The organism is Paracoccus aestuariivivens, from assembly GCF_009711225.1.
Classification (GTDB): domain Bacteria; phylum Pseudomonadota; class Alphaproteobacteria; order Rhodobacterales; family Rhodobacteraceae; genus Paracoccus; species Paracoccus aestuariivivens.
On record NZ_WMIE01000009.1, the window covers coordinates 39,665 to 59,797 of the forward strand.

Consider the following 20,133-nt stretch of genomic DNA (forward strand, 5'->3'; position numbering starts at 1 on the left):
CACATTCGCAACAGCAGCTTACCCTTTGGGGCTATGAAGGAACTATTGCGCACCACAAATCCGCTGCTCATCGTCCGCGTGACCGATCTGCTCGAGGCCGAGGGAATCGCGGCATTTCCGCTGGACCAGCATATGAGTGTGCTGGAGGGATCTTTGGGCATCCTGCCGCGCCGGTTGATGGTGGCCGATCGCGACCACTTTATGGCTCGCGCCATCTTGCGAGACCATGACATCGACGATGGACGGTGAATCCTTGCGCAATGACGGCTTCCTTGGCGGCCGCCTGCAGATAAAACAGCCCGCAACCGGTTATCGTGCGGGCGCGGACGCGGTCATGCTGGCCGCCGCTTGTCCGGCAAGTCCTGGCCAGTCCGTGCTTGAACTGGGTTGCGGGGCAGGGGTCGCATTGTTCTGTCTTGCGGCGCGGGTCTCTGACCTGAAACTGACCGGACTTGAGGTTCAGTCGGGCTATGCCGATCTTGCGCGACAGAATGCGAGGGCGAATGGCCTGACAGCGGATATCGTTCAAGGCGACCTGAGCCACATGCCCGAGGTGCTGCGGGCACAAAGCTTCGATCACGTCATTACCAACCCGCCATATTTCGGCAGCGGCACGGTCGCGCCTGACGCCGGACGCGGCATTGCACGCCACGAGGATGTTCCTCTGTCGCTTTGGATCGAGGCCGGTTTGCGTCGGCTTGCCCCCGGCGGTTGGCTGACCCTGATTCATCGCGCAGAACGTCTGGGAGAGATTTTGGCCACGCTTGGAGCCCGCGCGGGCGAGATCACAATTCTGCCAGTCAGCGCGCGGACCGGTCGTGAAGCGGGGCGGGTTATCGTCACGGCTCGCAAGGGCGCACGGACACCTTCACGCCTGCTGTTCCCCTTTATCATGCATGAAAAACCGTCACATTTGACCGATGGCGAAGACCTTTCCGCCGAGGCCCGCGCGGTTCTGCGGGACGGTGCGGCACTCAACCTGCGGGACCGGTGATTTCCGATGACATTGTGACAGATTTGTGCTGCAATCACCCGGTTCGATCAATCCAAAAGGAGGACGAAATGTCGGTAGAATCCCATGTTCAGGAGCTTCGCCGCAAGCATCAGTCACTTTCCACCCAGATTGAGGCAGCCAACCGGTGCCCTGGCATGGACGATCTTTCCATCGCTAAGATGAAAAAGGAAAAACTGCGCCTCAAGGAGGAGATCGCGCGTCTGTCGCACTGATACGGATGCGAGAGTCGAAACAGATTTCTGCTAGCAAACGGCCCGCTCCAAGGCGGGCCGTTTTCGTTTTCGGGGAATCACTCAGGCGAAGAACTGACCGCCATTCGCGGACAGCGTCGCACCGGTGATGAAACCCGCCTCTTCGGAGGCGAGGAATACGACGCAGCGGGCGATTTCCTCGGGCTCGCCCAGACGTCCGACCGGAATTTGCGGGATGATGCGTTCGTTCAGTACCTTTTCGTCGATGGCGCGCACCATTTCCGTGCCGATATAGCCCGGACAGATGGCGTTGACGGTGATTCCCGCGCGCGCGCCTTCCTGTGCCAGTGCTTTGGTGAAGCCCAGATCGCCAGCCTTCGCCGCCGAATAGTTCGCCTGACCAGCCTGCCCCTTCTGGCCGTTGATCGAGCTGATATTGATGATGCGCCCATATTTGCGGTCGCGCATGCCGGACCAGACCGGATGGGTCATGTTGAACAGGCCCGAAAGGTTCGTGTCGATTACTTCTTTCCATTGCGTCGGCGTCATCTTGTGGAACATCGAGTCCCGCGTGATGCCGGCATTGTTGACGAGGACTTCGACAGGCCCGAGGTCCGCTTCGACCTGCTTGATTCCCGCTTCGCAGGATTCGTAGTCGGCGACCGACCATTTGTAGGTCTTGATGCCGGTCTCGGCGGTGAAGGCACGCGCGGCATCCTCATTGCCTGCGTAATTCGCCGCGACCTCGTATCCGGCCTCTTTGAGCGCCTTTGAAATCGCTGCGCCAATGCCGCGCGATCCGCCCGTGACCAGAGCGACTTTTCCCATGGTTTGCCCCCCGATGAGTGTATGCGAAAGTTATGCCGGAAATTGTGGAAGGGGCGCGCAGCCTTTGGCGCGCCCGAACAGGTCAGGGACGCTCGACGCAAAGGGCAACGCCCATCCCGCCACCGATACACAGGGTCGCGAGCCCCTTTTTCGCGTCGCGTCGTTTCATCTCGAACAGCAGCGTGTTCAGAATGCGCGCGCCCGACGCACCGATCGGGTGACCGATGGCGATCGCCCCGCCGTTCACGTTCACGATGGCAGGATCCCAGCCCATGTCTTTGTTCACGGCACAGGCCTGCGCGGCGAAGGCCTCGTTCGCTTCGACCAGATCCAGATCCTTGACCGACCAACCGGCCTTCGACAGCGCAAGGCGGCTTGCCGGAATCGGGCCCGACCCCATGATCGAAGGATCGACCCCGACCGAGGCGTAGGACGCGATCCTCGCGAGCGGCGTCAGCCCGCGTGCGGCGGCTTCATCCTCGGACATGACAAGGACCGCCGCGGCGCCATCGTTCAGGCCCGAAGCGTTGGCTGCCGTGACCGAGCCATCCTTGGTGAAGGCCGGACGCAGCTTTTCCATGGCCTCTAGCGTGGCGCCGTGGCGGATATATTCGTCGCTATCGACGACAGTGTCGCCTTTGCGCGATTTGATCGTCACCGGAACAATTTCATCGACGAAACGTCCGGCCTTCTGGGCGGCCTCGGCCTTGTTTTGCGAGGCGACGGCGAATTCGTCCTGTGCCGACCGCGAGATTTCCCACTTGGCAGCGACGTTCTCGGCCGTTTGACCCATGTGATAATCGTGGAAAGCGTCCCACAAACCGTCGCGGATCATGGTGTCGAGCATTTTCATGTCGCCCATTTTCTGGCCAGCGCGAATGTAGGCGGCATGTGGCGCCAGAGACATGGATTCCTGACCGCCGGCGATGACGATCTTGGCATCGCCAAGCAGGACTTGCTGTGCCGCCAGAGCGACCGTGCGCAGACCCGAACCGCAGACCTGATTGATCAGCCATGCCGGAGATTCCTTTGGAAGCCCGGCATGGATATGGGCCTGTCGTGCGGGGTTCTGACCCTGCGCGGCGGTAAGGACTTGACCGAAAATGGTCTCGGAGACCTCTGACGCATCGATCCCCGCGCGCTCGATCACCGCTTTCAGCACGATAGCGCCTAATTCATGGGCGGGTGTGTTGGCGAATGATCCCAGAAAACTTCCGACCGGAGTGCGGGCAGCGGATACGATCACTGCTTTGGTCATGTCAGGCTCCTTACCTGCTTGCCGATTTATGACGGCGTCGAGGAACAGTTTCCAATTCGTGCCGCAACGTCAAGCTTGCAAAATGCGCGTTATACCATGGTTCGGTAGGGTCGGGCGGTGTTCAAAAAATGGGCAGGAATGCCTTATCCTTGATGTGCTAGCGAACGCGACGAACGCCATGGCGGAACGATTGTCGGGCCGCCGAAATGACCGCCCTGAAGGCAATCAATGCCCAGATCTGCCAGGAAGGCGGCATCCTCGGCGGTCTCAACCGCTTTTGCGACAGTACACATGTCAAAATGATGCGCGATGGACTGTAGCGCGCGGGCAAGGACCTGATTGTCGCGTTGCTGCGCAATGTCGCGAATGAAACGACCGTCTATCTTGATCATGTCGAAGCAGAAATCGCGCAAATAGCGGACGGACATGAAACCGGAACCAAAATCGTCCAGCGCGAAGTTGACGCCATGTGATTGAAGCTCGCGCATGAAGGGACCGACAGTCTCGGGCAGCGCCATCGCCGAGCTTTCGCCGATCTCAAGGATGAGCCGCTCGGCTATGTTCGCGTTCCGGCCAATGCCGTCGCGCAAGGCACGCATCCATGCCGGATAACCGATCGAACGGGCGGACATGGTGACCGAGAGCCGGATCGACGCGTCCTCGGCTAGCGCATGCAGGGCAAGGTCCAGCGCGAGGCAATCTATCTGTCGGCCAAGCTCGGTGAGCTCGGCGGCGCACATGAAGTCATGCAAAGGAACGATTCGGCCGGTTTCATCAATGAGCCGGACCGATCCCTCGTGGAAGACGACCTGATCGGAGCGGTCGGACTGTACCACACGCTGAAAGGCAAGCATGGCTTCGCGGTCTGAAACCGCCCGACGGACCATTGCCATTGTCATGCGTGGTTTCTGATCGACCATGAAATCCAGGGGTGAGCCGAATTCCTGCCGATTGCCTATGGGATTTGTCATGCGGTGACTCCTGTCTTCGGCCGAAGTCTGGTTGTCATCTCCTAAGATCGGGTAAAGGTGGTGAGCTTTCTCAACTTGAGGTTAATGAACCATGACCCAATTCGAGCGCTGCGGATGGTGCGGAACCGATCCGCTATATGTGGCCTACCATGATGACGAGTGGGGGGTGCCGGAATATGATTCGCGTGCGCTGTGGGAAAAGCTGGTTCTGGACGGATTTCAGGCGGGGTTGAGCTGGATCACCATCCTGCGCAAGCGCGATAGTTTCCGCGAATGCTTCGAGGGGTTTGATCCCGAACGCGTCGCGGCTTGGGGCGAACCCGAGATCGCCCGCGCCCTGCAAAACCCCGGCATCATCCGCCATCGCGGCAAGATCGAGGCCGCCGTGACGGGTGCGCGCGCCTATCTGGAGATCGAGGCCAAGGAAGGTTTCTCGCCCTTCATCTGGTCCTTCGTCGGCGGCAAGCCGCTGCAACAGCCCCGCGCGAGCCTTGCCGACGTTCCCGCGAAATCCCCGGAATCCGAGGCCATGGCCAAGGAATTGAAAAAGCGCGGTTTCAAGTTTTGTGGCCCGGTCATCACCTATGCCTTCATGCAGGCTTGCGGGCTGGTCAACGACCACATTGCGACCTGCCCCAGCCACGCAAGGGTCAGGGCGCTGTCGCCTGTTTGATCAGCGCCTTGGCCGCGTCGGAGGACCAGTCCGCGCCACCGATCAGGCGGGCGATCTCATTGCCGTCGCGGTCGATCAGCACGGTCACCGGCATCCCCATCACGCCCATTTCCCGCGCCAAGGTCTGGCGCGGGTCCAGCAGGACGGGCAGGTTTTCCACCTTGGCCTCGGTCAGGAATTTCTTGATCGCGGGCGGCGGGTTATGGCCCGCGGCAATGGCCACGACCTGAAAATCCTCGCCGCCCAGTTCAGCCTGCAACGCGTCGAGCGAGGGCATCTCCTCGCGGCAGGGCGCGCACCAGGTGGCCCAGAAGTTCAGAAGTACGACCTTGCCGCGATAATCCTTCAGCGAATGGGTGCCGCCATCGGGATCGGTGAAGGTGGTTTCCGGCACCGGGGTCGCGTCGGTCTGGGCAAGTTTCGCAAGGCCCCCGTCATGCGCGGCCTGCCAGTCGATTTCTCCGCCGAAGGCCGGGTTTGCACCAATCAGCAGTGCCGTATAAAGAACCAGCGAACGCAGCATTCCACCCCCCGAAGGACCAGCCATGACCGAGCAGCCCGCCAGCACCGCCAACCAGATGTGGGGTGGACGTTTTGCCGCCGGTCCGGACGCGATCATGGAGGCGATCAATGCCTCGATCGGGTTCGACCAGCGGCTCTATGCCCAGGACATCCGGGGCAGCCGCGCCCATGCGGCGATGCTTGCCGCACAAGGCATCATCAGCACTAGCGATGCAGACGCCATCGGGGAAGGGCTTCTCACGGTGTTGTCAGAGATCGAGAAGGGCGGTTTCCCCTTCTCGACTGCGCTGGAAGATATTCACATGAATGTGGAATCCCGCCTGAAAGAGATCATCGGCGAACCGGCGGGGCGGCTGCACACCGCGCGTTCGCGCAACGATCAGGTGGCGACCGATTTCCGCCTTTGGGTGCGCGACCAATGTGACGCGACGATCGACGGTCTGGACGCGCTGATCCGCGCGGCCTTGGGTCAGGCCGAGAAGGGCGCGGATTGGGTCATGCCGGGCTTTACCCATCTGCAAACCGCGCAGCCGGTCACTTGGGGCCACCACATGATGGCCTATGTCGAGATGTTTGGCCGCGATCTGTCGCGCTTCCGCGATGCGCGCAAGCGGATGAATGAATCCCCGCTTGGCGCTGCGGCTTTGGCAGGCACGGGTTTCCCGATCGACCGCCATGCGACCGCCGCCGCCTTGGGCTTTGACCGGCCCATGGCGAACAGCCTTGATGCCGTCAGCGACCGCGATTTCGCGCTGGAATACCTGTCGAGCGCCGCGATCTGCGCCGTCCACCTGTCGCGTCTGGCCGAAGAACTGGTGATCTGGTCCTCGGCCCAGTTCCGCTTTGTCACCATGTCGGACCGCTTCTCGACCGGCTCGTCGATCATGCCGCAAAAGAAGAACCCCGATGCCGCCGAACTGATCCGCGCCAAGATCGGGCGGATTCTGGGCGCGGCGGTTGCGCTGTTCGTGGTGATGAAGGGCCTGCCGCTGGCCTATTCCAAGGACATGCAGGAAGACAAGGAACAGGTCTTTGACGCCGCCGACAACCTGATGATCGCGCTGGCCGCGATGACCGGGATGCTGTCGGACCTGACCGCCAATCGCGACCGGCTGGAAGCCGCCGCTGGCTCGGGCTTCTCGACCGCGACGGATCTGGCCGATTGGCTGGTGCGCGAGGCAGGCCTTCCCTTCCGCGATGCCCATCATGTCACCGGCACGCTGGTCGCCATGGCCGAGAAATCGGGCGTCGATCTGCCGGAGCTGACGCTGGAACAGATGCAATCGGTCAATCCGGCGATCACGGCGGATATCTTCAACGTGCTGGGCGTGCATAACTCGGTCGCATCGCGCATGTCTTATGGCGGGACCGCGCCCGCGCAGGTCCGCGCCCAAATCGCGCGCTGGAACGAAATGCTTGGGGAGAAAGCATGACCCAGACGATGCTGTTCGCGCTGTTCGCGCTGATGCTGGCGACGCTTGCCGCCTGCGGCGTCGATGGCCCGCCGACGCGCCCCGATCCCACGACCGAGCCGGGCGTCCATTTCAGCGGAGAGGCGCGCGTTGGTGTCGTCTCGTCGCTCTGACCTGACACCCCTGCGGCTGGTCTGGCTGGCGCTTGCGGCCGTAGGTGCGGGCACGGCGCTTTGGCAGGGCGAGGGCCTGTGGCAGGGCGTATCGGGGACCGAGATCGTGGCCCAGATCTCCCTTGGCATCTGGTGCATGGTCGAAACCATGGTGCGCCGCAACTGGCTGGCCTTGCTGACATTTCCTGCGCTGGCGCTTGGCATTGGCTGCGCGCTGCCGCTTTATCTTTTCATCCGCTCTCGCAGGATCACCTGATGGATCACTTCAATTACGTGGACGGCGTGCTTCATGCCGAGGACGTGCCCCTGACCCGCATCGCGGCCGAGGTCGGCACCCCGGTCTATGTCTATTCGACCGCCACCCTGACCCGCCATTTCAAGCTGTTCCAACAGGCGCTGGACTGGACCGATCATCTGGTCTGCTTTGCGGTCAAGTCGAACTCGAACCTCGCCGTGCTGAAGGTGCTGGGCGATCTGGGCGCGGGCATGGATATCGTCTCGGCGGGCGAATATGCGCGGGCCAAGGCCGCAGGCGTTCCGGGCGAGCGGATCGTTTTCTCGGGCGTGGGCAAGACCGCAGCCGAGATGCGCATGGTGCTGGAAGGCGGCATCCGCCAGTTCAACGTCGAATCCGAACCCGAGATGGAATTGCTGTCCGAGGTCGCCAGCAGCATGGGTCTGCGCGCGCCGATTGCGGTGCGGGTGAACCCCGACGTGGACGCCAAGACCCATGAGAAAATCGCGACCGGGAAGTCGGAAAACAAGTTCGGCATCCCCATCGCCAAGGCGCGCGAGGTCTATGCCCGTGCCGCCAGCTTGCCGGGGATCGAGGTTGTCGGCATCGACATGCATATCGGCAGCCAGTTGACCGATCTGGAGCCTTACCGCCAAGCCTATGCCAAGATGGCGGAACTGACCCGCGCGCTGCGCGCCGATGGGCACAATATCCGCCGTCTCGATATGGGCGGCGGCTTGGGCATCCCCTATCGCCGCGACAATAGCGCGCCGCCTCTGCCCATCGAATATGGGCAGGTGATCCGTGACGCGGTCGGCGATCTGGGCTGCGAGATCGAGATCGAGCCGGGCCGTAATATCTCGGGCAATGCGGGCATCCTGCTGTCCTCGGTGATCTACCTGAAAGAGGGCGAAGGCCGCGACTTCCTGATCCTCGACGCCGCGATGAACGACCTGATTCGCCCCGCCATGTATTCGGCCCATCACGACATCGTCCCGGTGACCGAGCAGGCTCCGGGCAGCCCGGTCGCGCCCTATGACGTGGTTGGCCCGGTCTGTGAGACTGGCGACACGTTTGAAAAGGCCGTCGAACTGCCCGCTTTAGGGGCAGGGGATCTGGTCGCGCTGCGTTCGGCGGGCGCATATGGGGCTGTGATGGCCTCGGAATACAATTCCCGGCCGCTTGTCCCCGAGGTTCTGGTGAACGGGGATCAATTCGCCGTCATTCGGGCGCGACCGACGCTTGAGGAAATGCTGGGACGCGATACCATTCCGGAATGGCTATAGGCATTCCATTCTGCATGAACGTTACCGGAGGGGGGCATTCCTCCGGAACCCGATTCGGTATCTGCCAACCAACTGACTTCAGGCATCGCTGATGGGCGGGCCTGATCCCCTTCGTGTGCGGCGAGCGGTCGAACTGACCCGCGTCGGCATGTGGTGGGAGGAATTGGCACGCGCCTTCTGGCCATTGGGCGTGGTTCTGGCGCTAAGCCTGACCGCCATCGCGTTCGGCGGGGCAGAGGCCCTGTCCTCGGGCGGGCTGCTCTGGTTCATGGCGCTGGTGGTTCTGGCACTGCTCGCGACGGGATATCGGGGTTTCCGGCGTTTTCGCAAGCCGTCGCGCGATGCCGCATTGGGACGGGTCGATGCGACATTGCCCGGACGTCCATTGTCGGCGTTGCGCGATCATGTGGCGATTGGTGCCGAGGATGACGGCACCGTTGCCCTGTGGCAGGCGCATCTGACGCGAATGCGCAACGAGGCCAACGCGGCGCGAATGGTGATTCCCGACGCGAAATTGCGCTGGCGTGATCCCGTCGCGTTGCGGCTGGTCGGACTGGCCGCCATCGTGATGACGCTGCTATTCGCGCCTTCGGGGCGGTTCGGGCAAGGGATCGCGGCTTTGGGTGCGACGTTCCGGCCAGCGCCCGTTGCGCCCTCGACCTTGGAAAATGCGCCCTCATGGGAGGGCTGGGCCGAGCCTCCGTCCTATACCCGACGTCCGACGATCTATCTGAATGCGTTGCCCGAGGCTCAGGCGCTGGAGTTGCCGAAAGGCTCCAAGCTCAGTTTCCGGCTTTATGGCGAAGGGGCGGGTGTCACGCAGGATATCGGCGCAGCGGTCAGCGGCGGCGATCCAGCTGCGCCCGAGTTCATCGCTGAACGTGACGGCTTGGTCGAGGTCGGCGGTCGGCAGTTTCCTATCACCGTGGTTCCAGATGCCGCACCCACCGTTCAGCCGGTCGTCGCCGCGGATCGGCGTGCGGACGGACGATTCGTGCAGCCCTTTGCGGCGGCTGACGATAATGGCGTTGTTTCGGGCAGCGCGGTTATCGCCCTTGATCTGTCGACCATCGACCGCCGCTTCGGCCTGTCGGTCGCCCCCGAGCCGCGCGAACCGGTGCGGATCGAACTGCCTTTGCCCGCGACGGGCAGCCGCAAGGACATTCGCGGACAACTGGCCAGTGATCTGTCGCGGCATCCTTGGGCCAATTTGCCGGTCACTGTCGCGTTGGAGGTTGTGGACGGGATCGATCAGAAGGGTAGTTCTCCTGCGGTCCGGATGATGTTGCCGGGTCGGCGCTTCTTTGATCCCTTGGCCGCGTCCCTGATCGAGGTTCGGCGCGATCTGCTGTGGTCGCGCGAGAATGCATCCCGCAGCGCGCAGGTTTTGCGTGCGGTCAGCTGGCAGCCAGACGGATTCATGGACCCTGCCTTGGCCGAGGGATTGCGGGGTGCGATCGGCACGCTGGAAGCCGGTCCCTTGACCGAAGAGGCGCGCAACAAACTGGCTCAGGTGCTGTGGGACGCGGCCGTCGCGCTTGAGGATGGCGGCTTGGCTGACGCGCTCGAGCGGATGCAACAGGCGCAAGAGCGGCTGTCCGAAGCGATCCGCAATGGTGCCAGTCCGGACGAGATCCAGCGGCTGATGGACGAGCTGCGCGAGGCGACGGACGCCTATACCGACATGTTGGCCCAGCAGGGACAGGACCCATCCGAGAAATTCGACCGCTCTCCGCAACAGGGCCAGCAGATCACCGGCGACCAGATCCAGAAAATGATGGACGAGATCCAGCGCCTGATGAACGAGGGCCGCATGGCCGAGGCGCAGGAGCTGCTGGATCAGTTCAATCGCATGATGCAGAACATGCGCGTCACGCAGGGGCAGGGTGGCTCGGGCGAGGGGCGGCAGCGACCGATGAACCGGTTGGCCGACACGTTGCGCGAGCAACAGAAGCTGGCCGACGAGGCGATGCGGCAGATGCAGGACCAATATGGGCAGTTCCAGCCCGACGGTCAAAACGGGCAGGGCAGTGAGCAAAGTCAGGGGCTTGCGGATCGCCAGCGTGAATTGCGCGAGGATCTGGGCCGTCAGCGCGGGTTGATGCCCGGACGGGGCACACCCGAAGGCGATCAGGCACGGCGCAGTCTGGACGATGCGGGTCGGGCCATGGAGGAAGCCGAACAGGCCCTGCGCGAGGGCGATCCCTCGGGCGCGATGGAGCGTCAGGCACAGGCCATCCAGGACATGCGGGACGGGATGCGCGCGCTTGGAGAGATGACGGCGCGCAACCAGCAGCAGGGTCAGGACGGGCAACCGCAGCAGGGCCAGCAGGATGGCGGGCCGGACGGACCATCCTCGGAGGGGAATGGCCCCCGAGGTCTGGCCGAGAACTATCGCGACCAGCCGCAACTTGATCCGTTGGGGCGCTCGACCGAGGGGAATGGCGGCTCGATCACCACGGGCGACCAATTGGCCGAGGGCGGCGATCCGTCCCGTCGGGCACGCGATCTACAGGACGAAATCCGTCGGCGCAGCGGCGAGCGCGAGCGGCCGGAAGACGAGCGCGACTATCTGGATCGCCTGCTCGACAATTTCTGAACCTTAATCGCGGGTGATCAGACCTTTGAAAGCGATGGCCTGATCATGCAACCAGATCCTGCCGCGATCCATGCTTTGGCGCCATTCCGACATCATCCCGCCGTTTTCGGCCGGTGCGGTCCGGGGGGCGATTGCATAGGTCGCAAGGACCGCAAGCGCGATCAGGACGGCCAGCCCGAAGCCCAGACGATAGCCGCCGCCATTGCGGCGGGGCGCGATCACCGGCGCGGATGCTGCGGGCTCGGGCGGCTTGACGGGTGGGTCGGGAAGTTGCGCCTCGGCGACCGGCAAAGGAATTTCAGGAACCGGCACACGGCGGGTCAGCGTGGCGGCAAGGCTTTCAGCGTCGGGCAGATTTGGCGCGACGGTTGGCTGGACCACGGTGGATTCGATCGTTTCCGGCTGCGGTTCGTCGGGCGCGGTTTTCTCGACCGACGATTCGGATGCGGGCGCTGCTTCGGTTTCGGGAAACGCTGGCTCGATGGGCTCAGGTTCGGTGTGCTCCGGCTCGGGGGGCAGCGGCTCGCCGGGCAGGATGACCGTCGAAACCGGCCAATCGATTTCATCGCTGCGCGGCAGGGCCGCACCGGGAAGCGGCGTGGATGCAGCCGGACCGTCATCGGCGTCCATGGCGGTCCGCTTTGTCTGGGTCTTCGATGAACGGGCGGCAAGTTCACGGGCGGTTTCTTCGCGCAGGATCGCCAAGACCGATTCGTGCAGCGGGCGGTTCAAGGCGGGCCGCGCCGAGGCGTCATATTGCTGGGGCGAAAGGCTGGCGTCTTCGAAGTTGGAAACGGCTTGCGGTCTGCCCGGAGCATCCTGATGCCAGACATGGCTGCAGGCCGAGCACTCGACCTCGCGGCCCGAGGCCGGAATCACCGAGTCAGGAATGTCGTATTGGGCCGCGCAGCGTGGGCAGGTCAGGCGCATTCAATCGTCTTTCTAGGCCAGTCTTGGTCGGGCGTGCGTCTCGCATTCGTCGCCGGACTGTTCTATCAAGCCGCGAACCGCGCGCCAAGCAGCCCGGACAAAAGGGGGTCCCCAAGTGATCGAGATGCAAAACCTTTCCTTTGGCTACAGTGGAGGCGAGCCGCTATTGGCGGATATGTCTCTGACCGTACAGCCGGGATCGTTTCATTTCCTGACCGGACCGTCGGGATCGGGCAAAACCACCTTCTTGCGGTTGTGCTATGCCGATCTGCTGCCAAGCTCGGGCCGGATGATGGCCTTTGGACGGGATGTAACCGAACTTTCGCGCGATGGCATTGCGGCGCTGCGCCGCAAGGTCGGCGTGGTGCATCAGGACCCGCAATTCCTGGATCACCTGCCGGTCGCCGACAATATCGCGCTGCCGCAGATCGTGGCGGGGCAGCCGGTGAACACCGATCTGATTAGCGATCTATTGGACTGGGTGCAGCTTAGACAGCATGGCGCGGCATTTCCGCCTTCGCTGTCGGGCGGCGAGCGTCAACGCGCTGCCTTGGCGCGTGCCGTGATCATGACGCCGGATCTGGTCATCGCGGACGAGCCGACCGGCAATCTCGACTGGGATATGTCGATGCGGCTTCTGGACCTGCTGATCGAGTTCAACCAAGAGGGCAAGGCCGTGCTGTTCGCGACGCACGATCTGAACCTGATCCGGGCGGCCAAACAGCATATTCAGGCACGCGTGCTGCGCATTGCCAACAAACGGCTGCAACTTGCAGGAGCAGATCTGTGAAACGAGGCGAATTGAGATCCCTTGATATTGCTGCTTTGTGGCGCGGACTCAGCCGCCCCGATCCGACGGGAATTGACCGCGTGGTGCCTCCGACCGGTTTCACCGCGCAACTGACGGTCTTTGCGGCGGCGGCGATGGCATTTCTTGCCGTCTTCGCGCTGGCATTGGCCTTGGCGACCGGTCGTCTGGCCGAGCGCTGGTCCAGCGAATTGGCACAAACCGTGACCGTTCGTATTTCGGCTCCGCCGGACCAGATCGAGCAGCAGGTCGCGACCGTCATGCAGGTCTTGCAGACAACTCCGGGAATCGCCGAATCCCGACAGATTCCCGATGCCGATGTCGAGAAGTTGCTGGAGCCATGGTTCGGTCCCGACGTTCCGGTCGAGGTCTTGCCGATTCCCCGCTTGATCGAGGTCACCGAAACCGGTGACGGCATTGATGCCGATGCGTTGCGTCTGCGATTGCAGGGCGAGGCTCCGGGGGCAATTCTGGATGACCACACCCGTTGGCGCGAGCCGCTGGTCAGGGCGGCAAGCCGGTTGCGGCTACTCGGGCTGTTCTCTCTGGTGCTGATCGCTGCGGCCTCGGCTGCGATGATCACGCTGGCGGCGAAGGCGGCTTTGGCGGCAAACGGGCAGGTGATCCGGGTGCTGCGCCTGATCGGCTCGCGCGATATCACCATCGCTACCGCCTTCGTGCGCCGTTTCACCCAACGCGCGGCGCTGGGAGCGTTGCTTGGCTCGGTACTGGGCATGGTGGCAATTTGGGCTTTGCCGACCGTCGATGAGGCGGGCGGGTTCCTGACCGGGCTTGGTTTTCAGGGCTGGGGCTGGCTGTGGCCGCTGTTGATCCCGCTGGTCGCGGCAGCAATCGGCTTCTGGGCAACCCGCTCGGCCGCGCTGCGGATGCTGAGGGAGGTGCGCTGATGTCGCCCTATGAACCACGTCCGGCGTCAATGCTGGATTGGCTGCGGACGGGGATCTACTACATCTACGCGGTGATCGTGACGGCGCTGATCGGTCTGATCGGTCTGCCGGGTACGCTGATCAATCCCGCCCATGCCCATTGGGTCGGAGAGCGCTGGCTGTCGCTGATGCTGGGCGGCGCGCGCATCATTTCGGGCGTCAAGGTCGAGTATCGTGGCACTCCGCCGGTCGAGGACATGCTGATCGCAGCCAAGCATCAAAGCTTTCTTGATATTCTGGCCATCGCCAAGGCCTGTCCGCGCCGCGCCTTCGTGATGAAGCGCGAGGTGATGAATGTTCCGGTGATGGGCTGGTTTGCCCGCAAGGTCGGTTGCATCCCGATCGACCGCTCGCGTGGCAAAGATGCGATGCGCCAGATCATTGCCGAGGTGAAAACGGCGCATGAAAGCCCGCGCGGGCTTGGCCATCTGATCTTCTACCCCGAAGGAACGCGGACGAAGCCCGGGACGACCGTGCCCTATAAACAGGGCGTCGCGGTGATCCAGCGCGAAACGGGTCTGCCGATCATGCCGGTCGCGGTCAATTGCGGCATGTTCTGGCCGAAGCGCGGATTCCCGATCCGTCGAGGGACGGCGATTGTCGAGTTCCTACCCGCGATTTCGGCACCGCAAAGAAGCGAGCGGGTGCTGCCATTGCTGGCCGAGCGCATCGAAGGAACCAGCATGCGCCTTTTCAACGAAGCCGGCGGTCAGTCCGCTCTTGCCGAAAACTGATCCGGCTGGGCATTGTCCCGGACCGAGTCGTTTACTATCTCGGTCAAACCCGGTCGCATCCGTGACCGGAATCTGCATTCAGGCCGGATCGTCGCCGCGCCGCCCGCTTTCCGGGCTGGTGCCCCGTCCTTCGGCCTTGTTACGTTTCAGGAGGGCGGAATGAGCGCCATTATCGAGATCGACCATCTCTCCAAGCGCTATGGCAGCGGGACGGCGGCCCTGAACGGAGTTTCGCTGAAAATCAACGAAGGCGAGATCCTCGCCTTGCTAGGGCCGAACGGCGCCGGAAAGACGACGATGATATCGATCATCTGTGGGCTCGTGACCCCTACTGGCGGCACGGTTCGGGTCGGTGGCCATGATATCCGCACCGATTGGCGCGCTGCGCGCAAGCTGATCGGGCTGGTGCCGCAGGAAATCGCTCTGGAGCCGTTCGAAAAGGTCATCGACTGTGTGCGTTTTACCCGTGGCCTTTATGGTGCGGGGCCGGACGAGGCCTATATCGAGAAACTGCTGCGTAGCCTCGCGCTTTGGGACAAGCGGGATGCCCGCACGCGCGAACTTTCGGGCGGCATGAAACGACGCGTTCTGATCGCCAAGGCATTGTCGCATCGCCCCAAGGTGCTGTTCCTTGACGAGCCGACCGCGGGCGTCGACGTGGCCCTGCGTCGCGAGATGTGGTCCGTTGTCCGCGATCTGAGCGCCGATGGCGTCACGATCATCCTGACCACGCATTACCTTGAAGAAGCCGAGGACATGGCCGACCGGATCGGCGTCATCAACCGTGGCGAGTTGCTTCTGGTCAAACCCAAGGCCGAGTTGATGGGCGAGTTCGGCAAGAAACACCTGACCATCGACTTGTACGAGCCACTGTCGGAATTGCCGCATTCCTTGGCCGAGCGTGGTCTTACATTGTCGAAAGACGGCCTGACGCTTGGCTACGATTACGATACCCGCGCCGACCGTACCGGAATTGCGCGGCTTTTGGGTGATCTGACCCAACACGGCATTGCGGTGCGCGATGTCGCGACCAAGCAAAGCAATCTGGAAGAAATTTTCATGTCCCTCGTTGCGGACAAACCCGAGGAGGCCACCGCATGAACTGGCATTCCGTCCGCGCGGTCTATCATCACGAGATGGCGCGCTTTTTCCGCACCATCTGGCAGTCGCTCGCCTCGCCCGTTCTGTCCACTGTCCTGTATTTTGTCGTCTTCGGCGCGGCCATCGGCGGGCGCATCCAGTCGGTCGAGGGCGTTGCTTACGGCGCGTTCATCGTGCCGGGGCTGATGATGCTGACCGTGTTGCAGCAATCGGTTTCGAACGCCAGTTTCGGGATCTACTTCCCGAAATTCTCGGGGACGATCTACGAATACCTTGTCGCGCCGACCGGCTGGATCGAGGTGACTCTGGGCTTTGTCGGGGCGGCTGCCAGCAAGGCCGTTCTGATCGCCATGGTGATCCTGCTGACCAGCTTCTGGTTCAATGGCGTCCACATCGCGCATCCGGTCTGGATGATGGCCTTCCTGTTCCTGACCGCGATCGCGTTTTCGCTGCTGGGGTTCATCATCGGGCTTTGGGCGAAAAGCTTCGAGCAATTGCAGATCGTTCCGATGATGGTGATCACGCCCTTGGTCTTTCTTGGCGGGGCGTTCTATTCGGCCTCCATGCTGCCCCCGTTCTGGGAAGGCGTTGCCAAGCTCAATCCGGTGCTTTACCTGATCTCGGGTTTCCGTTGGGCGTTTTTCGATCTGGCCGATGTTCCTGTCGGCATGTCCTTGGTCGCGGTCGCGTTGATGATCGTGGTCTGCATGGCCGCGATCCGCTGGATCTTCCTGACCGGCTGGCGGCTGCGCGAATAAGGACCGGATTCAGGCCGCATCGCGCGGCGTCGCGGCCTGAGTTTTCGTGTTGGCGTCGTTTTGGGGTTGCGATCCGTTCTTGATGCGGAACATGGCCGCGATGCGACGCTGATCTTGTTGCTTGCGGGCGCTTCCCCGACGATTGTTGCGTTTTCCTGGCATGTCTGCCTGATCCTTTCGGTTGTTGACGATGTAATTTGCGAAGACGCGATTATCCCCGCATCCTTGCGGAGCGGGTCAGGTAACCGTGACTGGCTGGGGAGGCGGGCGATCTGCGCCAGAAGGCGCGGCTCAGCCCAGTTTCTCTGCTACCGTGCGTTCAAGAATGGCGCGAGGTCAGAGGCTGGAAGGTCCGGCCGACGACGGCCAGGACCAATGGCTTAACGGATAATCCGCAGCGAATCAGGCCAGCGCCAGATCGCGAGCCGATTGACGACCGTCACGGCCTGCTTCGACTTCGAAGGTCACAGCCTGACCGTCTTCGAGGTGACGGATGTTTGCACGCTCGAGAGCCGAGATGTGAACGAACACATCTTTGCCGCCGGTTTCAGGTGCGATGAAGCCGAAGCCTTTGGTTGCGTTGAACCATTTCACGGTGCCCTTGGCCATCGTGAGATCTCCTTAGAAAATTGCCGCCCACAACATGTGGCGACCCGGCTCAGTCAGATCAAAACACAGGCTGAAGCCGCAGGGGAGACAGGGTGCAAAGGAAATAACGTAGCCGGTCCAAAATGGGCGCATCAGGCTGGGATTACAAGTCCTAGCTTGGGCGAAGCACAAAAAGCCGCAGCCTCAGCGGCTGCAAAGCCTGGTCTGCGGGTCCAGTCTGACATATTGCTTCGCGCTAATCTTATGCATTTTCAACGAGTGTTTCCACTCGGAGTTCCACTTTTGCAAAATGCCGTTACGGTAATAGCGCGCCATCAACTGATCGACCAGCGGCGGAATAATATGGGTGTTCGGGATGCGCGGAGCGTGAAAACCGACCGTCGCCCCGGGCCCGAGGCAGGCGTTCCTCATCGTGATATACATCGTGCAGGCCGAACGGCAGTAGCCGCGGATCTCGACGGGGCGACCGCTCGCCTCGAGTTCCTGACGGCGCTGCATCGTCCTGACGACATTGCCGCCACGATCATTGGCGATGACGATGGGCTTGCCGGTCGCGCGGGCCTGCGCCTGAGGCGCCGCGAGAGCCACGAGCGTCACCAACACGGCCAACAAGGCAAAAATCCGTTTCATTCCGTCATCCATCCTGTCCAGTCATATCCTGCGATATGCCTATTGGAACGCATCAGGCAAAATGACGTTCCGGTGTACGTGCAATCCTCCGCTTATCGCTTAACAATGGCCGAATGGCACATTATATGCCCCGCATGAGCCAGAACCCGCCCCTGTTGCGCCCCGATCTAGCCCCGAACCCCATTTTCGACACCACGCGTCGGGAGGGGCAGCCGACGATTGGCATGGTCAGCCTTGGCTGTCCCAAGGCGCTGGTGGACAGCGAACGCATCCTGACGCGCCTGCGCGCCGAGGGCTACGCGATCAGCCCCGAATACAAAGGCGCAGGCGCGGTCATCGTGAACACATGCGGCTTCCTCGACAGCGCCAAGGCGGAAAGCTTGGCGGCCATCGGCGAGGCGCTGGCGGAAAACGGCAAGGTCATCGTCACCGGCTGTCTGGGCGCGGAACCCGAATACATCACCGGCGCGCACCCGTCGGTTCTGGCCGTAACCGGCCCGCAGCAATATGAGCAGGTGCTGGATGCCGTCCACGGCGCGGTCCCGCCCTCGCCCGATCCGTTCATCGACCTGCTGCCGGCCAGCGGAGTCAGCCTGACCCCGCGCCATTACAGCTATCTGAAGATTTCCGAGGGCTGCAACCACGCCTGCAAGTTCTGTATCATTCCCGATATGCGCGGGAAGCTGGTCAGCCGCCCTGCCCATGCCGTCATGCGCGAGGCCGAAAAGCTGGTCGAAGCAGGCGTGCGCGAGTTGCTGGTCATTTCGCAAGATACCTCGGCTTACGGCCTTGATCGCAAATACGCGACCGAGCGTGGTCACCGCGCCCATATCACCGATCTTGCGCGTGATCTGGGCAGCTTGGGGGCATGGGTCCGGCTGCATTACGTCTATCCCTATCCGCATGTCCGCGACCTGATTCCGCTGATGGCCGAGGGGCTGGTGCTGCCTTATCTGGACATCCCGTTCCAGCACGCGCATCCCGATGTCCTTAGACGCATGGCCCGTCCGGCAGCGGCTGCGAAGACCTTGGACGAGATCAACGCATGGCGCTCGGCCTGTCCGGACATCACACTGCGCTCGACTTTCATCGTCGGCTATCCCGGGGAAACAGAAGAAGAATTCCAGACGTTGCTGGATTGGCTCGACGAGGCGCAGCTGGATCGCGTCGGCTGCTTCCAATACGAGAACGTCAAAGGCGCACGGGCGAACATGCTGCCCGATCACGTGCCGGATGAGGTCAAGCAGGACCGCTGGAACCGCTTCATGGAGAAGTCGCAGGCGATCTCCGAGGCGAAGCTGGCCGCCAAGGTCGGAAGCCGCATCGACGTGATCGTCGATAGTGTGGACGAGCAGGGTGCGACCTGCCGGACCAAGGCCGATGCGCCCGAAATCGACGGCAACCTGTTCATCGACGAGGGCTTCGAAACGCTGAGCCCCGGCGATATCGTCAGCGTGACGGTCGATGAGGCAGGTGAATACGATCTGTGGGGCACGCCCTGATCAATCGGACCGGATAGGTCTTTTCCCCATGATGTGCCTGTCCTAACACTATGCCCGAACGCAGGAAAAAGGCAGGCGCATGAACTGGGACCCGAACGGCAAACCTCGCAAACCCGATTTTCTGGGCATCGGCGCCCAGAAAGCGGGAACCACTTGGCTGTCGCAGATGCTGTCCCAGCATCCCGAAATCTGGACGCCGCCCTTCAAGGAAGTGCAGTTTTTCAACTACCGCTTCGTCGAGGAGCATCGCAAATGGCTGCCCTGGCACTATAAACGCGCCAAGATCAGCATCCAGAAGCGCTGGGACGAAAAGGGCGAGGACGTCCCTGAACATATCCAGAAATACCTGCACCGCGTCACCCGCGAACCGATGTTCACCAATCACTGGTACAAGACCGTGTTCGCGCCCGCGCCGGAAAACACCCGCACGCTGGACGTGACGCCAGAATATTCGACGCTGCCCGAGGAAGGGGTCGAGTTCATCTCGAACTTTCTGCCGAACGCGAAATTCATCTACATCATCCGGCATCCGGTCGACCGCGCCATTTCGCAGCTGAAAATGAACCTGACGCGGGCGCGGCGCAAACCGGATTCGGTCGAGGCCTGGCTGACCGAGGTCGAAGATCCGGTGCTGATCGACCGTGGTGATTACAAGACCTATGTGCCGCGCTGGAACAGCCGCTTCGCCGCGGACCGGATGCTGTACCTGCCCTTTGGCATGATCGCGCGCGATCCGCTTGGCCTGCTGCGTCGGGTCGAGACTTTCCTTGACCTGAAGCCGTTCGATTATCGCGATGTGGGCAAGAAGGTGTTCGCCTCGGACAATTCGCTTTCCGTGCCCGACAAGGCCCGCGCCAAGCTGCGTGAAAAGCTTGAGCCGCAGTTTTCCTATCTGGACGAGACCTTCGGCAAGGAATTCACCTCGCAGTTTCGCTGAGCTTCTGCGCCGAG

Annotated in this window: 23 protein-coding genes; 16 read left to right on the forward strand and 7 right to left on the reverse strand. The window is 62.3% G+C overall.

Translation table 11 applies throughout. From position 1 onward, the window contains the following. Positions 1-33: 33 nt before the first annotated feature. From GL286_RS14555 to GL286_RS14565, 3 genes are all read left to right on the forward strand, one after another. Positions 34-249 (forward strand): putative signal transducing protein, encoded by a 216-nt coding sequence (locus GL286_RS14555; RefSeq protein ID WP_155096306.1) that lies wholly within the window; start codon positions 34-36, stop codon positions 247-249. Then, entirely contained in the window at positions 239-994 is a 756-nt protein-coding gene (locus GL286_RS14560; protein WP_155096307.1) for a tRNA1(Val) (adenine(37)-N6)-methyltransferase, read from the forward strand. The genes GL286_RS14555 and GL286_RS14560 overlap by 11 nt, the downstream gene beginning before the upstream one ends. 68 nt (positions 995-1,062) lie before the next feature. Continuing rightward, positions 1,063-1,227 (forward strand): YdcH family protein, encoded by a 165-nt coding sequence (locus GL286_RS14565; protein ID WP_155096308.1) that lies wholly within the window; start codon positions 1,063-1,065, stop codon positions 1,225-1,227. An 81-nt stretch (positions 1,228-1,308) separates the two neighbouring features. Here the strand turns inward: GL286_RS14565 and phbB are convergent, their stop codons facing one another. The 3 genes from phbB to GL286_RS14580 all read right to left on the reverse strand — a co-directional run bounded on the left by phbB (position 1,309) and on the right by GL286_RS14580 (position 4,263). Next, complete coding sequence (gene phbB / locus GL286_RS14570) at positions 1,309-2,034, reverse strand: beta-ketoacyl-ACP reductase (protein WP_155096309.1); 726 nt, start codon at positions 2,032-2,034, stop codon at positions 1,309-1,311. An 82-nt stretch (positions 2,035-2,116) separates the two neighbouring features. Beyond that, positions 2,117-3,292 (reverse strand): acetyl-CoA C-acetyltransferase, encoded by a 1,176-nt coding sequence (locus GL286_RS14575; protein WP_155096310.1) that lies wholly within the window; start codon positions 3,290-3,292, stop codon positions 2,117-2,119. A 143-nt stretch (positions 3,293-3,435) separates the two neighbouring features. Beyond that, on the reverse strand, positions 3,436-4,263 hold the full coding sequence (locus GL286_RS14580; protein ID WP_155096311.1) for an EAL domain-containing protein: 828 nt from the start codon (positions 4,261-4,263) through the stop codon (positions 3,436-3,438). A gap of 91 nt (positions 4,264-4,354) precedes the next feature. On the opposite strand from GL286_RS14580, the gene GL286_RS14585 reads away from it, so the two are divergent. Then, entirely contained in the window at positions 4,355-4,936 is a 582-nt protein-coding gene (locus tag GL286_RS14585; RefSeq protein ID WP_155096312.1) for a DNA-3-methyladenine glycosylase I, read from the forward strand. Here GL286_RS14585 and GL286_RS14590 read toward each other — a convergent pair. Next, positions 4,914-5,459, reverse strand: coding sequence for a TlpA disulfide reductase family protein (locus tag GL286_RS14590; RefSeq protein WP_425496098.1), 546 nt, complete (start codon positions 5,457-5,459; stop codon positions 4,914-4,916). The genes GL286_RS14585 and GL286_RS14590 overlap by 23 nt on opposite strands. Positions 5,460-5,481: 22 nt before the next feature. Here GL286_RS14590 and argH point away from each other — a divergent pair, with 22 nt between their 5' ends. The 5 genes from argH to GL286_RS14610 all read left to right on the forward strand — a co-directional run bounded on the left by argH (position 5,482) and on the right by GL286_RS14610 (position 11,163). Continuing rightward, complete coding sequence (argH, locus tag GL286_RS14595) at positions 5,482-6,891, forward strand: argininosuccinate lyase (RefSeq protein WP_155096313.1); 1,410 nt, start codon at positions 5,482-5,484, stop codon at positions 6,889-6,891. Then, positions 6,888-7,043: a hypothetical protein gene (locus GL286_RS22555; protein WP_170295210.1), complete on the forward strand. Its 156-nt coding sequence runs from the start codon at positions 6,888-6,890 to the stop codon at positions 7,041-7,043. The genes argH and GL286_RS22555 overlap by 4 nt, the downstream gene beginning before the upstream one ends. Next, positions 7,024-7,299 carry a DUF2834 domain-containing protein gene (locus tag GL286_RS14600; protein ID WP_170295211.1) on the forward strand — a complete coding sequence of 92 codons (276 nt, stop codon included), beginning with the start codon at positions 7,024-7,026 and terminating at the stop codon, positions 7,297-7,299. The genes GL286_RS22555 and GL286_RS14600 overlap by 20 nt, the downstream gene beginning before the upstream one ends. After that, a complete protein-coding gene (gene lysA, locus GL286_RS14605) occupies positions 7,299-8,564 on the forward strand; it encodes a diaminopimelate decarboxylase (RefSeq protein WP_155096315.1) in 1,266 nt (421 codons plus the stop codon). The genes GL286_RS14600 and lysA overlap by 1 nt, the downstream gene beginning before the upstream one ends. A 91-nt stretch (positions 8,565-8,655) precedes the next feature. Further along, positions 8,656-11,163 (forward strand): DUF4175 domain-containing protein, encoded by a 2,508-nt coding sequence (locus GL286_RS14610; protein ID WP_155096316.1) that lies wholly within the window; start codon positions 8,656-8,658, stop codon positions 11,161-11,163. Between the two features lie 3 nt (positions 11,164-11,166). On the opposite strand, the gene GL286_RS14615 is transcribed toward GL286_RS14610, so the two are convergent. Next, positions 11,167-12,093, reverse strand: coding sequence for a zinc-ribbon domain-containing protein (locus tag GL286_RS14615; protein ID WP_155096317.1), 927 nt, complete (start codon positions 12,091-12,093; stop codon positions 11,167-11,169). Between the two features lie 115 nt (positions 12,094-12,208). Between GL286_RS14615 and GL286_RS14620 the strand changes: the two genes are divergently transcribed. The 5 genes from GL286_RS14620 to GL286_RS14640 all read left to right on the forward strand — a co-directional run bounded on the left by GL286_RS14620 (position 12,209) and on the right by GL286_RS14640 (position 16,441). Then, positions 12,209-12,883 carry an ATP-binding cassette domain-containing protein gene (locus GL286_RS14620; protein ID WP_170295212.1) on the forward strand — a complete coding sequence of 225 codons (675 nt, stop codon included), beginning with the start codon at positions 12,209-12,211 and terminating at the stop codon, positions 12,881-12,883. Positions 12,884-12,909: 26 nt separating this feature from the next. Beyond that, on the forward strand, positions 12,910-13,809 hold the full coding sequence (locus GL286_RS14625; protein WP_425496099.1) for a cell division protein FtsX: 900 nt from the start codon (positions 12,910-12,912) through the stop codon (positions 13,807-13,809). After that, positions 13,809-14,582, forward strand: coding sequence for a lysophospholipid acyltransferase family protein (locus tag GL286_RS14630; protein WP_155096318.1), 774 nt, complete (start codon positions 13,809-13,811; stop codon positions 14,580-14,582). Before GL286_RS14625 ends, GL286_RS14630 begins: the two co-directional genes overlap by 1 nt. A 159-nt stretch (positions 14,583-14,741) precedes the next feature. After that, on the forward strand, positions 14,742-15,683 hold the full coding sequence (locus tag GL286_RS14635) for an ABC transporter ATP-binding protein (RefSeq protein WP_155096319.1): 942 nt from the start codon (positions 14,742-14,744) through the stop codon (positions 15,681-15,683). Then, on the forward strand, positions 15,680-16,441 hold the full coding sequence (locus GL286_RS14640; RefSeq protein WP_155096320.1) for an ABC transporter permease: 762 nt from the start codon (positions 15,680-15,682) through the stop codon (positions 16,439-16,441). The genes GL286_RS14635 and GL286_RS14640 overlap by 4 nt, the downstream gene beginning before the upstream one ends. Before the next feature lie 402 nt (positions 16,442-16,843). Here the strand turns inward: GL286_RS14640 and GL286_RS14650 are convergent, their stop codons facing one another. Then, positions 16,844-17,050: a cold-shock protein gene (locus GL286_RS14650; protein ID WP_155096322.1), complete on the reverse strand. Its 207-nt coding sequence runs from the start codon at positions 17,048-17,050 to the stop codon at positions 16,844-16,846. 183 nt (positions 17,051-17,233) lie between these two features. After that, positions 17,234-17,680 (reverse strand): hypothetical protein, encoded by a 447-nt coding sequence (locus tag GL286_RS14655; RefSeq protein WP_246184967.1) that lies wholly within the window; start codon positions 17,678-17,680, stop codon positions 17,234-17,236. Between the two features lie 134 nt (positions 17,681-17,814). Between GL286_RS14655 and rimO the strand changes: the two genes are divergently transcribed. Continuing rightward, positions 17,815-19,182, forward strand: a complete 1,368-nt coding sequence (gene rimO / locus GL286_RS14660) for a 30S ribosomal protein S12 methylthiotransferase RimO (RefSeq protein ID WP_170295218.1) — start codon at positions 17,815-17,817, stop codon at positions 19,180-19,182. A 79-nt stretch (positions 19,183-19,261) separates the two neighbouring features. Beyond that, a complete protein-coding gene (locus tag GL286_RS14665; RefSeq protein ID WP_155096324.1) occupies positions 19,262-20,119 on the forward strand; it encodes a sulfotransferase family protein in 858 nt (285 codons plus the stop codon). Positions 20,120-20,133 lie beyond the last annotated feature (14 nt).